We start from the raw sequence: 14,705 nt of genomic DNA on the forward strand, positions 1-14,705 counted from the left end.
ACTGATATGTTTACATTACTGACCAATGCCCGTGTCTTTTCCCCTGAGGATTTAGGCCTCTGCTCCCTGCTGGTACATGCCGATCGTATTGTGGCGGTAGAAAAAGATATTTCATGCTTTGAAGGTGTTACAGAAGTCATCGATTGTCGGGGAAAGTGGGTAATCCCTGGCATCATCGATCAGCATGTCCATCTTACCGGTGGTGGCGGTGAGGCCGGTTTTGCCAGCCGCACACCAGCCGTCAAATTACGTGATCTCATTCAGGCAGGTATTACAACGGTTGTCGGCGTGCTGGGTACAGATGCCATCTCTCGCTCCCCCAAAGATCTCTATGCCAAAATGCAATCGCTGAATCTGGAAGGCGTGCGTGCGTTTATGCATACGGGTGCTTATGCCGTACCCAGTCCCACCATCACAAAATCCATCCGCGATGATATGGCATTTATCCCGGCCATTCTCGGCGTCAAAATAGCACTGGCCGATCACCGTGGTTCTTATCCGTCTTTTCAGGAACTGTTGAGGATTGTCAGCGATATCCGCGTGGCCTCTCTGCTGGCGGGTAAAAAAGGGTTGCTGCATGTCCATCTTGGCAATCTGCCAGAAGGCATGTCGCAACTGGTTGAGCTTTGCGATGCAGGGATCCCAATCCACCATATCTCGCCGACCCATGTGGCGAGAACAGAAGCGCTATTCGAGCAAGCCATCGCCTTCGCACACCGGGGCGGCCATATCGATGTGACCTCAGGCGGCAGCCGATTTATGCCTCAGGAAGAAGCCATTCTGCATGCACTGAAAGCACAAGTTCCGGCCGATCGCATTACCATCAGTTCGGATGGTAATGGCAGCGTACCGCGCTTTAACGCACAAGGCATTGTCGAAGGATTAAGCGCGGCGCCAGTGGCCGGTAACCTTAACCTGCTTCCGCGTCTGATCGACGTCGGCATCCCAGTATCACAAGCGATTGCCATGGTGACGGCAAACGTCGCACGGTCTTTGGGGATTTCCGGCGGCGTGCTCTGTGCGGGTGAACGTGCCGATATTTGCGTACTCAATGACGACCTCTCTCTGGCGCATCTGTTTGCCGCGGGCATACCGTTACTGCGTGATGGCGAATGTCTGGTCAACGGCAATTTTGAGTGAGGATGTAAGAATGTCATTATTGCTGGCACTCATTGCCATTATTTTTGCCGGACGTCTGATTCTGAAAAAGTATCACCCTCAGTCGGTGCTGCTACTGACCGGGATTGTCCTGCTGCTCATCGCGCATTTTAGTGGGCTGGCTACGCTCAGTGGCCTGGTGAAAAAAAGTACCGGATTTGGCCCGTTTGATGTCTTTGAGTTTATCCGCGATACGCTGAGCGTTCGCCTCGGCGGTCTCGGGCTGCAAATTATGCTGATTGGTGGTTTCGCCACGTATATGTCGGCAATTGGTGCCAGCCAGGTACTGGTTAGGGTGACATCCCGCCCTTTGCAGCGCCTGAACTCCCCTTATCTGCTGCTCGGGCTGGCATTATTGCTGGGTCAATTTCTGTCGCTGTTTATCAGCAGCGCCACAGGATTAGGCTTACTGCTGATGGCAACGCTTTACCCCTTGCTGACGCGTCTTGGTTGCAGTCGCGCGGCCGTTGCCGCCGTAATCGCCAGTACCTGCGCGGTGGAATTTGGGCCAGGCTCCGGCAACTCTGTTCTTGCCGCCAAAACGGCGGGCATTGAGGTCGTGAACTATTTTGTCCAGGATCAGCTTCCCATCGTCATCCCTGTCATTCTTTTTATTGCACTGCTGCATATTGTCGTCCAACGCTTTTTCGATCGACGTGAAAGTGGCGACAACGTCGCTGTGCAGATGCAGACGTTAACATCTACCGACGAAACCACCGCACCGGTAGCCTGGCTTTTTCTGCCAATGTTACCGCTGGTTTTAATGCTGCTGTGCAGCGATCTGCTGTTCAGCTCGCTCAAAATCACCCTGGATACCGCAGTCCTGATAAGCCTTGCCATTACGCTGGTTTGTGAATACTGCCGCCACAGGAAAGCGCGCGATGTGATGGCGGGCGTGCAAAAAGTTTTCGACAGCATGGGCAGTGTTTTTGCCACTGTCGTGACGCTGATTATCGCTGGTGAAGTTTTTTCTGCCGGATTAAAAGCGATTGGCGCCGTCGATGCACTCCTCTCCCTGTCTGGTGAATTTGGTCTGAGTGCCGCTTCGATTATCCTGCTGATGACGCTGATCACCTTCGCGATTTCGGCTTTGATGGGATCCGGGAATGCGGCGTTTTTCTCCTTCGCACCGATGGTACCGGACATCAGCCGCCATATCGGCAGCGATATCGCGGTGATGATGTTACCGATTCAAATATCGGCGGGGATTGGACGGACATTATCGCCGATTGCCGGCGTCATCATTGCTATCGCAGGGATTGCTGGCGTATCGCCCGTAGATATTGTTAAGCGCACCGCCATTCCGATGCTGGGTGGCTGGTTGTTGATGATTGCACTGACGTTTGCCCGTTCCGGGCATTTGCTGGCGGTACTGCCGTGGCTGGCAGCCCTCGTGTTGATGATTGCCGGGGGCTATTTCTGGCAAAACCGACGCAAGCCGGCGATTTCAGCACAGTAAAAAAAAGCCGGAGTCCAGGACTCCGGCGTTACTACTGACGCTTTATGTGATTAAACCGCTTTCACGGCATCCGCAATACGGTGAGCGAATTCAGTGACCTGCGCTTCATCTTCACCTTCAACCATCACTCGAATTAACGGTTCAGTACCAGACTTACGCAGCAGAACGCGTCCACGGTTACCCAGCGCCGCTTCAACTTCCGCCATCACCGCTTTTACGTTTTCATTTTCCAGCGGGTCGCCGCTGCCAGCAGTGAAACGAACGTTAACCAGCAGCTGCGGGAACATTTTCATGCCGCTGCACAAATCGTGCAGACTCATGTGATTGCGTACCATCGCAGCCAGTACCTGCAGACCCGCTACAATCCCGTCACCGGTGGTTGTTTTGTCCAGCAGGATCACGTGCCCCGAGTTCTCTGCCCCGATACGCCAGCCTTTTTCCTGCATTTTTTCCAGCACGTAGCGGTCGCCCACTTTCGCACGGGCAAACGGAATACCCAGCTGCTTCAGTGCCAGTTCAAGACCCATGTTACTCATCAGCGTACCGACGGCACCGCCACGCAGTTGCCCCTGACGCAGCGCTTCACGGGCGATGATATACATGATCTGATCGCCATCGACTTTATTACCTTCGTGGTCAACCATGATCACGCGGTCGCCGTCGCCGTCCAGCGCAATACCCAGATCGGCTTTTTCTGCAATCACCCGCGCCTGCAGGGCACGGACGTCGGTGGCGCCCACTTCTTCATTGATGTTCACGCCGTTTGGCTCACAGCCAATGGCAATCACATTTGCACCCAGCTCACGCAGGACATTTGGTGCAATGTGGTACGTCGCGCCATTCGCGCAATCCACCACGATCTTAAGCTCATTCAGACTCAGTTCGTTCGGGAAGGTGCCTTTGCAAAACTCAATATAACGACCGGCAGCATCGACAATACGGGTAGCTTTACCCAGTTCAGCCGAGTCCACGCAGGTGATCGCTTTTTCCATCTCGGCTTCAATGGCTTCTTCAACCGCATCCGGCAGTTTGGTCCCGTCGGTGGAGAAGAATTTGATCCCGTTGTCATAGTACGGGTTGTGCGAGGCAGAGATAACAATTCCGGCTTCAGCACGGAAAGCGCGCGTCAGATAAGCAACGGCGGGTGTGGGCATTGGACCGGTAAAAGAAGCCGAGAGTCCGGCTGCAGCCAGGCCCGCTTCCAGCGCAGACTCCAGCATATAGCCAGAAATACGCGTATCTTTACCGATAATAATTTTACGTGAACCATGACGTGCCAGCACTTTACCTGCAGCCCAACCCAGCTTGAGCACAAAGTCAGGAGTAATTGGGGCGTCGCCTACACGGCCACGGATCCCATCAGTGCCAAAATATTTACGATTACTCATAGCGTTTTTTTTCCTTTGCAGACAATGTGGCTTCCACCACACGCATCGCTTCTACGGTTTCTTTGACGTCATGGACACGAATGATCTGCGCCCCCTGCATCGCGGCAATCACCGCACACGCAAGACTACCGCTCAGGCGTTCAGATGGCCCCACATTCAGCAACTGGCCAACCATTGATTTTCGTGACATCCCAACCAGCAGCGGCAGATTAAAATGATGAAACTCCGCCAGGCGTGCCAGTAATGTGTAGTTATGGGTGAGATTTTTACCGAATCCGAATCCCGGGTCGAGTAACAATTTATCTTTTGCGATGCCAGCCCTTTCACAACGAGCTATTTGCTCAATAAAGTAACGATTTACCTCAGCAAACACATCCTCGTATTTGGGCGCTTCCTGCATCGTTTTCGGCTGCCCCTGCATATGCATCAGGCAAACCGGTAATCCGGTTTCCGCTGCGGCTTCCAGCGCACCCGGCTCCGAGAGTGAACGAATGTCATTAATGATATGTGCCCCCACTCTGGCACACTCGCGAATCACTTCCGGTTTTGAGGTATCAACCGAAATCCACACTTCGAAACGTTGAGCGATTGCCTCAACGACCGGGATCACGCGATTCAGCTCTTCTTCCACGCTCACGTCCGCTGCGCCTGGACGTGTGGATTCTCCACCCACATCAATGATAGTCGCCCCTGCGTTAATCATCAGATTGGCGTGTTTCACTGCCTCAACCAACGTATTGTGCGCCCCGCCATCAGAAAAGGAGTCCGGCGTGACATTTAAAATACCCATAACGTGGGGATGGCTGAGATCCAGTGAAGAACCCTGAGCAAAGAGTTTCATAGTCTTATCCCTGGTAAAATCTTGAGTAAGCAGATAACAAAAACCCCGGAGCAAGCCCCAGGGTTTTCAATTAAAACATGGTCATCGGTAACGATAACTTATTTGTCGCCTAACTGCTCTGACATGTTGCCCGGATTCGGCGTACGCGGTTCATCGACCGGACGCGGTGCACTCGGGGTACCATTGTTGCCAGAGTTATTAGACGTACCGGACTCTTCCCAGCCCGCAGGCGGGCGCACATCACGACGAGCCATCAGGTCATCAATCTGCGGCGCATCGATGGTCTCATATTTCATGAGCGCATCTTTCATCGAGTGCAGAATGTCCAGGTTATCGTTCAGAAGGCGACGAGCACGGTCATAGTTACGTTCGATCAGCAACTTCACTTCCTGGTCGATGATACGCGCGGTTTCATCGGACATATGTTTTGCTTTCGCAACAGAGCGTCCCAGGAACACTTCGCCTTCTTCTTCCGCGTACAGCAACGGACCGAGTTTCTCAGAGAAGCCCCACTGAGTCACCATGTTACGCGCCAGATTGGTCGCGACTTTGATGTCGTTCGACGCACCGGTAGAAACATGTTCAACACCGTAGATGATCTCTTCAGCCAGACGACCGCCGTACAGCGTAGAAATCTGACTTTCCAGCTTCTGACGGCTGGCGCTGATTGCGTCGCCTTCAGGCAGGAAGAAGGTCACACCCAATGCACGACCACGCGGAATAATTGTCACTTTGTGGACCGGATCGTGTTCCGGCACCAGGCGACCGATAATCGCATGACCTGCTTCGTGGTACGCGGTGGATTCTTTCTGCGCTTCCGTCATCACCATGGAGCGACGTTCCGCACCCATCATGATTTTGTCTTTCGCTTTTTCGAACTCAACCATCGAGACAACACGTTTGTTGCCACGGGCAGCAAACAGTGCAGCTTCGTTGACCAGGTTCGCCAGGTCCGCACCGGAGAAGCCCGGGGTACCGCGGGCAATGATTGCCGCATCGATATCCGGCGCCAGCGGTACACGACGCATGTGAACTTTCAGGATCTGCTCACGACCACGAACGTCTGGCAGGCCAACCACAACCTGACGGTCGAAACGGCCAGGACGCAGCAGTGCCGGGTCCAGAACGTCCGGACGGTTAGTTGCCGCGATAACGATGATACCTTCGTTACCTTCAAAGCCATCCATCTCAACCAGCATCTGGTTCAGCGTTTGTTCACGTTCATCGTGACCACCGCCCAGACCCGCGCCACGCTGGCGACCTACGGCATCGATTTCATCGATGAAGATAATGCACGGTGCTGCTTTCTTGGCTTGTTCAAACATGTCACGCACACGAGATGCACCGACACCCACGAACATTTCCACGAAATCAGAACCAGAAATTGTGAAGAATGGAACCTTCGCTTCACCCGCGATGGCTTTTGCCAGCAGGGTTTTACCTGTACCCGGAGGACCGACCATCAGGACGCCTTTCGGGATTTTACCGCCCAGTTTCTGGAAACGGCTCGGTTCGCGCAGGTACTCAACCAGTTCCGCCACCTCTTCTTTCGCTTCGTCACAACCTGCAACGTCAGCAAAAGTGGTTTTGATCTGATCTTCCGTCAGCATGCGCGCTTTGCTCTTACCGAACGACATGGCACCTTTGCCACCGCCGCCCTGCATCTGACGCATGAAGAAGATCCAGACACCAATCAGCAGCAGCATTGGGAACCAGGAAATGAAGATAGAAGCCAGCAGGCTCGGCTCTTCAGGCGGCTCGCCAACAACCTTGACGTTTTTGGTCAGCAGGTTATCAAGCAGCTTCGGATCGTTAACCGGAATGTAGGTCGTGTAACGGTTACTGTCTTTCTTGGTAACGTTAATCTCACGTCCGTTGATACGCGCTTCACGAACCTGGTCCTGATTGACCTCTTGCAGAAAGGTAGAGTAATCCACCTTACGGCCATTAGACTCGCTGGGCCCAAAGCTCTGGAATACTGACATCAGCACAACGGCAATGACCAGCCAGAGTATTAGGTTTTTCGCCATGTCACTCAAGGGATTAACCTCTTATTACAACTGTGTTAAAAACAGCGTCAGGATACTCTATATCCAGCGTCTTTCAAACTTTCGTTTGAAATCTACCGGTTATGGTTTACGCCCGGTCGCTACAATGTACACTTCACGCGAACGGGCGCGGGAAGAGTCCGGCTTACGAACTTTGACCTTCGTAAACAGGGAGCGAATCTCTCTTAGATACTCATCGAAACCTTCGCCCTGGAACACTTTCACTACAAAACTACCACCTGGCGCTAATACATCACGAGCCATACCCAGCGCCAGTTCTACCAGATACATGGCCCGGGGAATATCCACTGCCGGTGTACCACACATATTTGGCGCCATATCAGACATGACCACTTGTACTTTACTGTCACCTACTCGCTCAAGTAATGCTTTCAGGACTAATTCATCACGAAAGTCGCCCTGAAGGAAGTCCACTCCAACGATTGGATCCATAGGTAAAAGATCGCAAGCGATAATGCGGCCGCTGTTTCCGATCTGCGTAACCGCATATTGCGACCAGCCACCGGGTGCAGCGCCGAGGTCAACAATCGTCATCCCCGGTTTAAAAATTTTGTCACTTTGCTGTATTTCATCAAGTTTAAACCAGGCACGGGAACGTAACCCTTTTTTCTGCGCCTGTTGAACATATTTATCGCTAAAGTGTTCCTGAAGCCAGCGGCTTGAGCTGGCAGAACGCTTTTTACCTGTCATTTCACTTTCCCATCGGGCAGTTCATCGTAACCAATGGTGTAAATTTCTACACAGCTATTTGGCGATATATGGGAGATGGCGGTAGAATGACCCGTTTTCAATCCCAACGTAAGCAAAAATATACGATGAATCTGAGTACTAAACAAAAACAGCACCTGAAAGGTCTGGCACATCCGCTCAAGCCGGTAGTTATGCTTGGCAATAATGGTTTGACCGAAGGGGTACTGGCCGAGATTGAACAAGCGTTAGAGCACCATGAACTTATCAAGGTGAAAATCGCCTCGGAAGATCGCGATACTAAAACCTTGATCGTGGAAGCTATCGTACGCGAAACCGGCGCCTGCAACGTACAGGTCATCGGCAAAACGCTGGTACTGTATCGCCCGACTAAAGAACGTAAAATCTCGCTGCCACGCTAAGAATATCCCAAAGTTAAACACGAAGTTTGTGTAAAACACGGGAATTTCCGCTAGCAGGAGAGCAAAATGCCACGCTCTCTTCGTTGATAAAAGGCCGCTATGCGGCCTTTTTCCTTTCTTTACAATACATCAACATCTTACAGATACACTAAATAATTCGAGCGGCAGGAAGGCGGCAAGAGAACGAACCCCGGTGAGCTTACTGTGGTAAGTGCTTCGGGTGAGCGAACGTAGCCAACGCACATGCAGCTTGCAGTATGACGTGTGTATTGGGTAATGCTTACAGGTATTCTACCTTAAGCACTTCATATTCCACTTCACCGCCCGGCGTTTTGATAACCACTACGTCATCCTGCTCTTTGCCGACCAGGCCACGTGCGATAGGTGAGTTCACTGAAATCAGGTTCTGTTTAAAATCTGCCTCATCGTCACCCACAATACGCCAGGTTTGCTCTTCATCGTTATCGAGGTTCAGAACGGTGACTGTCGCACCGAAAACGACGCGGCCATTGTTCGGCATTTTCGTCACGTCGATAACCTGGGCATTTGACAGCTTCGCTTCAATATCTTTAATGCGTCCTTCGCAGAATCCCTGCTGTTCACGGGCAGCGTGATACTCCGCGTTCTCTTTCAGATCACCGTGTTCACGCGCTTCAGCAATGGCGGCAATAATTTCAGGACGGCGCACAGATTTCAGAAAATCCAGCTCTTCGCGCAGTTTTTCAGCACCACGTAAGGTCATCGGGATAGCTTGCATTTGTTATACCTCTTGAACATTCCTGTAGGGGGCGCTTGTTTTCACCCCGGCTGCTAAGCCCACTCAGGCATACGCCATGCGAGAGTCAGAAGCAAAAAAAATACCGACCCGGGCACAATGTCCCAGGTCAGCTACGATTTTCTATTTGATGATCATTTTACCCTGGAGTTCCCTATGGGTCATCGTTTACTTTTTGGGGCGTTGCGCCGTAGTATGACGGCCTGTTTCCAGGTTGTTAGCGCGAGATTATGCGATTTCCCAGATTTACCATTGGATTGACTGCCAGTATAGCGGCGTTCAGCATTCAGGCTGCGAATGTTGACGAGTACATCAACCAGCTTCCTGCTGGGGCCAACCTCGCCCTTATGGTACAGAAGGTCGGGGCCCCTGCTCCCGCGATTGATTACCATAGTCAGCAGATGGCGCTCCCCGCCAGTACCCAGAAAGTCATTACCGCTCTGGCGGCACTGATTCAGCTCGGGCCAGACTTTCGTTTCACCACCACGCTTGAGACGAAAGGCAGCGTAGAAGATGGCGTATTGAAAGGGGACTTAGTCGCGCGATTTGGTGCCGATCCGACGCTAAAACGCCAGGATATTCGCAATATGGTGGCAACCCTGAAAAAATCAGGCGTGACGCAAATTGCCGGAAATGTCCTTATCGACACCTCTATTTTCGCCAGCCATGATAAAGCCCCTGGCTGGCCCTGGAATGACATGACGCAGTGCTTCAGCGCTCCGCCTGCGGCAGCGATTGTCGATCGTAACTGCTTCTCTGTTTCGCTCTACAGCGCACAGAAGCCAAACGATCTTGCCTTTATTCGCGTGGCGTCCTATTACCCAGTCACTATGTTCAGCCAGGTACGCACGCTGGCACGCGGTTCTGCAGAAGCGCAGTATTGTGAACTCGATGTCGTTCCTGGCGATTTGAACCGTTTCACGCTCACTGGCTGTCTGCCCCAGCGCGCGGATCCTCTGCCGCTGGCATTCGCGATTCAGGATGGCGCCAGCTATGCCGGGGCCATTATCAAAGATGAGCTGAAACAAGCAGGTATCACCTACAGCGGCACGCTATTGCGCCAGACACAGGTCAACGAGCCGGGGACAATCGTCGCCAGCAAACAGTCTGCGCCTTTGCACGATCTGCTTAAGATTATGCTGAAAAAATCAGACAACATGATCGCCGACACCGTCTTTCGCATGATTGGCCACGCGCGGTTTAATGTGCCGGGCACCTGGCGCGCAGGCTCTGATGCCGTACGCCAAATCCTGCGCCAGCAGGCAGGCGTTGATATTGGCAACACCATTATTGCTGATGGTTCAGGACTGTCCCGCCATAACCTGATTGCGCCGGCCACCATGATGCAAGTGCTGCAATACATTGCTCAGCATGATAATGAGCTGAATTTCATCACGATGCTGCCGCTGGCAGGCCACGATGGCTCTTTGCAATACCGTGCAGGTTTGCATCAGGCGGGAGTGGATGGCAAAGTCTCGGCGAAGACAGGCTCGTTACAAGGGGTGTATAACCTCGCCGGATTTATCACCACAGCAAGCGGGCAACGCATGGCGTTTGTGCAGTATCTGTCGGGCTATGCGGTAGAGCCTGCAGACCAGCGTAATCGCCGTATACCACTGGTTCGCTTCGAGAGCCGGTTGTACAAGGATATTTATCAGAATAACTAACCCGGCGAAACGCCGGGCAGTGACGTTAACGCGCTTATCCGGCCTACAGAGGCTGACCTGGAAACAAAAACCCCGGCAACATGGCCGGGGTTTTGATTGCGATTAACGCTTGTAGATGAACTCAACGCCTTCTTCGTCGTCTTCGTCCCAATCATCATCCCAGTCATCTTCCGCTTCGTCTTCGACTTCAGCGAGCTGCTGACGGTGATAATCGTCCCACATGAACTCCACTTTCTCCGGCTGTTTCGCTTCTTCAGCCTGAACAATCGGGTTCTCGATGATAAAGGTCATCACATCCCAGCAAAGATCTTTCACGCCCAACTGGCTGGCGGCAGAGATCAGATAATATTTACCTTCCCAGCCCAGCGCGTCCGCGATCGCTTTCGCTTTTTCTTCTGCTTCAGCCGCATCCATCAAATCAATTTTGTTGAACACTAACCAGCGCGGCTTAGATGCCAGATCCTGACTGTATTTTTCCAGTTCGCCAATAATGATACGGGCGTTTTCTACCGGATCAGAACCGTCAATCGGATCGATATCAATGAGGTGCAGCAGGACGCGACAACGTTCCAGGTGTTTCAGGAAGCGGATCCCCAGGCCTGCGCCTTCGGCCGCGCCTTCAATCAGCCCCGGGATGTCAGCAACCACGAAGCTCTTTTCGTTGTCCATACGCACAACGCCCAGGCTCGGTACCAGGGTAGTAAACGGATAATCCGCCACTTTCGGTTTCGCCGCAGACACTGCACGGATGAACGTTGATTTACCAGCGTTTGGCATGCCCAGCATACCCACGTCCGCCAACAGCATCAGCTCCAGCATCAGATCGCGCTTATCGCCCGGTGTACCCATCGTTTTCTGACGCGGAGTACGGTTTACCGAGGATTTAAAACGGGTGTTACCCAGACCGTGCCAGCCGCCTTTCGCCACCATCAGACGTTGACCATGTTTTGTCATGTCGCCCATGGTTTCGCCGGTACCTTGGTCAATAACGCGCGTACCGACAGGCACTTTAATGGTGACGTCTTTACCACGCTTACCAGTACAATCACGGCTCGCGCCATTCTGACCACGTTCCGCACGGAACGATTTTTCAAAGCGGTAATCGATCAGCGTATTCAGGTTTTCGTCGGCTTCCAGCCAGACGTCGCCGCCATCCCCGCCATCACCGCCATCCGGGCCGCCTTTCGGGATGTATTTTTCGCGGCGGAAGCTGACACAACCATTACCGCCATCACCTGCAACGACCAGAATCGATGCTTCATCAACAAACTTCATTTTACTCTCCGTAAATCATTCGCCTGAGCGGGGTTGCGAAACCACCGTTTCATGCTTACGTAAACCGCCCCAAATTCGATGACCAATGGCGGAATACATCGCGCCCGCAACCACGATAAACGCACCGAGATAACCTAATAGGTTTAGCATCGGTCTGGCGAAGAAATCGGGCCAGGCCAGTGATAATAAATCTGAAAATAACAACGTAAACAGCGGCGTGAGCGTGATAATGGCGCTCACCTGCGCCGCCTGCCACCGCGCCATCGCTTCCGCAAGGGCACCGTATCCTACCAACGTATTCAGGCCGCAGAATACAAGACAGGCAAGCTGCCAGTCGCTGAGCTGCGTTATCACGCCGGGTTTAGCCAACGGCAATAACGCAATCGTACATAAAGTGTACAGTAAAAACAGGATCTGCGGTGACGCCAGGCGACGCAATAACACCTTTTGCGCCACCCCATAACTCACCCAGACCATCGCCGCACTGACACCAAAAATCACACCCCAGGTGTAATCGGTCAGTCGGGTAAAAATCTCGATCAGACTGGTATTAAAAAACATCACCAGCCCGCTCAAAAGCATAATGGCACCAATGACCTGCGTACCGCGCATCTTTTCTTTCAGGATAAAGACGCTGGCGATCATCATGCCAACCGGTGAAAGTTGACCGATAACCTGCGAAGCCGTTGGGCTCAAGTATTGCAAAGAAGAACTAAACAGAATGAAGTTACCGAACAGTCCACCGGTGGCGATTGCCAGCAGTACCAGCCAACGCGCTTTGCGAAAAATACGCAGTGGCGGGAGCTTCTTTTTAACCGCAAGAATCGCCCCAAGGCCAATGCTTGCCATTAAAAAACGGTAGAACACGACGGTAGGAGGCTCCATCACCTCCAGCACTTGCTTCATCGCTATTGGCAAAGCCCCCCAACAGACCGCAGTCGTGAGCGCTAAAAGAATACCAATACCTGCCTGCTGCTTCATGCCGTATTCCCTGCAAGGGCTCGTTTCCGAATGATGACGGTGCGACGAGCATATTTACCGGTCGTCGAATGTAAAAAGCCCCGCAACGTGTTGCGGGGCTTTTATCCGTTACCGGGACGCGAAAAACTTATTCAGCAACAATGCTGATGAATTTACGGTTTTTCGGGCCTTTCACTTCAAATTTCACTTTACCGTCTGCTTTAGCAAACAGAGTGTGGTCTTTGCCGCAACCAACGTTAGAACCAGCGTGGAATTTAGTACCACGTTGACGAACGATGATGCTACCAGCCAGAACTGTTTCGCCGCCAAAGCGTTTTACGCCCAGACGTTTAGCTTCTGAATCGCGACCGTTACGAGTCGAGCCGCCAGCCTTTTTATGTGCCATTTAATCTGCTCCCCTTAACTTAAGCGCTGATGCCAGTGATTTTCACATCAGTGAACCACTGACGATGGCCCTGCTGCTTACGGTAGTGTTTACGACGACGAAACTTAACAATTTTAACTTTCTCGCCACGACCGTGAGCAACAACTTCAGCTTTGATAACGCCGCCATCAACGAAAGGAACGCCGATTTTGACTTCTTCACCGTTTGCGATCATCAGAACTTCTGCGAACTCAACAGATTCGCCAGTTGCGATGTCCAGCTTTTCCAGGCGAACGGTCTGACCTTCGCTTACTCGGTGTTGTTTACCACCACTTTGGAAAACCGCGTACATAAAAAACTCCGCTTCCGCGCACACCTTTTTGATGATTCAGAGTGCGCTATAAATATTCACAATAGGGCGCGAATATTACGCAAAACGCGAGCCTTTGACAAGTGCTACCGTCAATACATGAAGAAAAAAAACACAACACGTACGGTAACGTTTATCTGCGGCGTTTTTTCAGTACAATCAGCATATATTTCTAACCTTAAAACCCGACGTTGCCTTGCCATACTGTGAGGTAATCGGGGCGAGAAGCCCGGCTTTTGCGATGAATTTAGAAAAAATCAATGAGTTAACCGCGCAAGATATGGCGGGTGTCAATGCGACAATCCTTGAGCAACTCAATTCCGATGTCCAGTTGATCAACCAGTTGGGGTACTACATTGTTAGCGGCGGCGGGAAACGCATTCGTCCAATGATTGCGGTACTCGCGGCGCGTGCCGTTGGTTATCAAGAAAATGCGCACGTTATGATCGCGGCTTTAATCGAGTTTATCCACACCGCGACCCTGCTTCATGATGATGTTGTGGATGAATCCGACATGCGCCGCGGGAAAGCAACGGCGAATGCCGCATTTGGTAATGCGGCCAGCGTGCTGGTCGGCGATTTTATCTATACCCGCGCTTTTCAGATGATGACCAGCCTCGGTTCGCTGAAAGTGCTGGAAGTCATGTCTGAAGCGGTAAACGTCATTGCAGAAGGCGAAGTGCTGCAGTTGATGAACGTCAATGACCCTGACATTACCGAAGAAAACTACATGCGCGTCATTTACAGCAAGACAGCGCGCCTGTTTGAAGCTGCGGCCCAATGCTCAGGTATTCTGGCTGGCTGTAGCGCTGAGCAGGAAAAAGGGTTGCAGGATTATGGCCGATATCTTGGTACGGCATTCCAGTTAATTGACGATTTGCTGGATTACAGCGCCGATGGCGAGCAGTTGGGTAAAAACGTGGGGGATGATCTCAATGAGGGCAAACCTACGCTCCCTCTGTTGCACGCCATGCGTCACGGCACCCCGGAACAGGCCCTGATGATTCGACAGGCAATTGAACAAGGTAATGGCCGCCATCTTTTGGATCCGGTTCTGGAAGCCATGAACGCCTGTGGTTCACTGGAATGGACCCGCCAGCGTGCTGAAGAAGAAGCCGATAAGGCGATTGCCGCACTTCAGGTACTCCCAGACTCTCAGTGGAAAGAAGCCCTGATTGGGCTGGCACATATCGCAGTACAGCGTGATCGTTAATACTCCCCTTACCCGCTGATACCATCATCCCGCGCC

At 52.3% G+C, this 14,705-nt stretch carries 14 protein-coding genes; 5 read left to right on the plus strand and 9 right to left on the minus strand.

Annotated elements, in window-relative coordinates:
* The first annotated feature begins 6 nt into the window (after positions 1 to 6).
* Entirely contained in the window at positions 7 to 1,140 is a 1,134-nt protein-coding gene (gene iadA, locus N7268_RS02850) for a beta-aspartyl-peptidase (protein WP_260861736.1), read from the plus strand.
* A gap of 10 nt (positions 1,141 to 1,150) precedes the next feature.
* The gene (dcuC, locus tag N7268_RS02855) at positions 1,151 to 2,617 is read left to right on the plus strand and encodes a C4-dicarboxylate transporter DcuC (RefSeq protein ID WP_260861737.1); all 1,467 of its coding nucleotides are present in this window, start codon (positions 1,151 to 1,153) and stop codon (positions 2,615 to 2,617) included.
* 50 nt (positions 2,618 to 2,667) lie between these two features.
* Here the strand turns inward: dcuC and glmM are convergent, their stop codons facing one another.
* The 4 genes from glmM to rlmE form a co-directional block, all read right to left on the minus strand.
* Positions 2,668 to 4,005 (minus strand): phosphoglucosamine mutase, encoded by a 1,338-nt coding sequence (glmM, locus tag N7268_RS02860; RefSeq protein WP_260861738.1) that lies wholly within the window; start codon positions 4,003 to 4,005, stop codon positions 2,668 to 2,670.
* Complete coding sequence (gene folP, locus N7268_RS02865; protein WP_198905573.1) at positions 3,998 to 4,846, minus strand: dihydropteroate synthase; 849 nt, start codon at positions 4,844 to 4,846, stop codon at positions 3,998 to 4,000. The genes glmM and folP overlap by 8 nt, the downstream gene beginning before the upstream one ends.
* 98 nt (positions 4,847 to 4,944) lie before the next feature.
* Positions 4,945 to 6,876 carry an ATP-dependent zinc metalloprotease FtsH gene (ftsH, locus tag N7268_RS02870; RefSeq protein ID WP_260861739.1) on the minus strand — a complete coding sequence of 644 codons (1,932 nt, stop codon included), beginning with the start codon at positions 6,874 to 6,876 and terminating at the stop codon, positions 4,945 to 4,947.
* Between the two features lie 99 nt (positions 6,877 to 6,975).
* Positions 6,976 to 7,605, minus strand: coding sequence for a 23S rRNA (uridine(2552)-2'-O)-methyltransferase RlmE (gene rlmE / locus N7268_RS02875; RefSeq protein ID WP_004106110.1), 630 nt, complete (start codon positions 7,603 to 7,605; stop codon positions 6,976 to 6,978).
* A gap of 125 nt (positions 7,606 to 7,730) precedes the next feature.
* Here rlmE and yhbY point away from each other — a divergent pair, with 125 nt between their 5' ends.
* The gene (yhbY, locus tag N7268_RS02880; protein ID WP_003025016.1) at positions 7,731 to 8,024 is read left to right on the plus strand and encodes a ribosome assembly RNA-binding protein YhbY; all 294 of its coding nucleotides are present in this window, start codon (positions 7,731 to 7,733) and stop codon (positions 8,022 to 8,024) included.
* A gap of 280 nt (positions 8,025 to 8,304) precedes the next feature.
* On the opposite strand, the gene greA is transcribed toward yhbY, so the two are convergent.
* Entirely contained in the window at positions 8,305 to 8,781 is a 477-nt protein-coding gene (greA, locus tag N7268_RS02885; RefSeq protein ID WP_260861740.1) for a transcription elongation factor GreA, read from the minus strand.
* A gap of 248 nt (positions 8,782 to 9,029) precedes the next feature.
* Between greA and dacB the strand changes: the two genes are divergently transcribed.
* Complete coding sequence (gene dacB, locus N7268_RS02890) at positions 9,030 to 10,466, plus strand: serine-type D-Ala-D-Ala carboxypeptidase (protein WP_260861741.1); 1,437 nt, start codon at positions 9,030 to 9,032, stop codon at positions 10,464 to 10,466.
* Positions 10,467 to 10,568: 102 nt separating this feature from the next.
* Here dacB and cgtA read toward each other — a convergent pair whose 3' ends face one another.
* The 4 genes from cgtA to rplU all read right to left on the minus strand — a co-directional run bounded on the left by cgtA (position 10,569) and on the right by rplU (position 13,438).
* Positions 10,569 to 11,741, minus strand: a complete 1,173-nt coding sequence (gene cgtA, locus N7268_RS02895) for an Obg family GTPase CgtA (RefSeq protein WP_198905570.1) — start codon at positions 11,739 to 11,741, stop codon at positions 10,569 to 10,571.
* 15 nt (positions 11,742 to 11,756) lie between these two features.
* On the minus strand, positions 11,757 to 12,722 hold the full coding sequence (locus N7268_RS02900; protein WP_260861742.1) for a DMT family transporter: 966 nt from the start codon (positions 12,720 to 12,722) through the stop codon (positions 11,757 to 11,759).
* Positions 12,723 to 12,849: 127 nt separating this feature from the next.
* A complete protein-coding gene (gene rpmA / locus N7268_RS02905) occupies positions 12,850 to 13,107 on the minus strand; it encodes a 50S ribosomal protein L27 (protein ID WP_003025030.1) in 258 nt (85 codons plus the stop codon).
* A gap of 19 nt (positions 13,108 to 13,126) precedes the next feature.
* Positions 13,127 to 13,438 (minus strand): 50S ribosomal protein L21, encoded by a 312-nt coding sequence (gene rplU / locus N7268_RS02910; protein WP_003025032.1) that lies wholly within the window; start codon positions 13,436 to 13,438, stop codon positions 13,127 to 13,129.
* A gap of 259 nt (positions 13,439 to 13,697) precedes the next feature.
* Between rplU and ispB the strand changes: the two genes are divergently transcribed.
* Positions 13,698 to 14,669 (plus strand): octaprenyl diphosphate synthase, encoded by a 972-nt coding sequence (gene ispB, locus N7268_RS02915; protein ID WP_260861743.1) that lies wholly within the window; start codon positions 13,698 to 13,700, stop codon positions 14,667 to 14,669.
* Positions 14,670 to 14,705 lie beyond the last annotated feature (36 nt).

It is taken from the genome of Citrobacter sp. Marseille-Q6884, assembly GCF_945906775.1.
Classification (GTDB): Bacteria; Pseudomonadota; Gammaproteobacteria; order Enterobacterales; family Enterobacteriaceae; genus Citrobacter.

What these genes read in the sequence shown, in the direction of transcription:
- iadA (WP_260861736.1), top strand. Translation starts at nt 7, where the DNA reads ATGTTTACATTACTGACCAATGCCCGTGTCTTTTCCCCTGAGGATTTA.
- dcuC (WP_260861737.1), top strand. Translation starts at nt 1,151, where the DNA reads ATGTCATTATTGCTGGCACTCATTGCCATTATTTTTGCCGGACGTCTG.
- glmM (WP_260861738.1), bottom strand. Translation starts at nt 4,005, where the DNA reads ATGAGTAATCGTAAATATTTTGGCACTGATGGGATCCGTGGCCGTGTA.
- folP (WP_198905573.1), bottom strand. Translation starts at nt 4,846, where the DNA reads ATGAAACTCTTTGCTCAGGGTTCTTCACTGGATCTCAGCCATCCCCAC.
- ftsH (WP_260861739.1), bottom strand. Translation starts at nt 6,876, where the DNA reads ATGGCGAAAAACCTAATACTCTGGCTGGTCATTGCCGTTGTGCTGATG.
- rlmE (WP_004106110.1), bottom strand. Translation starts at nt 7,605, where the DNA reads ATGACAGGTAAAAAGCGTTCTGCCAGCTCAAGCCGCTGGCTTCAGGAA.
- yhbY (WP_003025016.1), top strand. Translation starts at nt 7,731, where the DNA reads ATGAATCTGAGTACTAAACAAAAACAGCACCTGAAAGGTCTGGCACAT.
- greA (WP_260861740.1), bottom strand. Translation starts at nt 8,781, where the DNA reads ATGCAAGCTATCCCGATGACCTTACGTGGTGCTGAAAAACTGCGCGAA.
- dacB (WP_260861741.1), top strand. Translation starts at nt 9,030, where the DNA reads ATGCGATTTCCCAGATTTACCATTGGATTGACTGCCAGTATAGCGGCG.
- cgtA (WP_198905570.1), bottom strand. Translation starts at nt 11,741, where the DNA reads ATGAAGTTTGTTGATGAAGCATCGATTCTGGTCGTTGCAGGTGATGGC.
- N7268_RS02900 (WP_260861742.1), bottom strand. Translation starts at nt 12,722, where the DNA reads ATGAAGCAGCAGGCAGGTATTGGTATTCTTTTAGCGCTCACGACTGCG.
- rpmA (WP_003025030.1), bottom strand. Translation starts at nt 13,107, where the DNA reads ATGGCACATAAAAAGGCTGGCGGCTCGACTCGTAACGGTCGCGATTCA.
- rplU (WP_003025032.1), bottom strand. Translation starts at nt 13,438, where the DNA reads ATGTACGCGGTTTTCCAAAGTGGTGGTAAACAACACCGAGTAAGCGAA.
- ispB (WP_260861743.1), top strand. Translation starts at nt 13,698, where the DNA reads ATGAATTTAGAAAAAATCAATGAGTTAACCGCGCAAGATATGGCGGGT.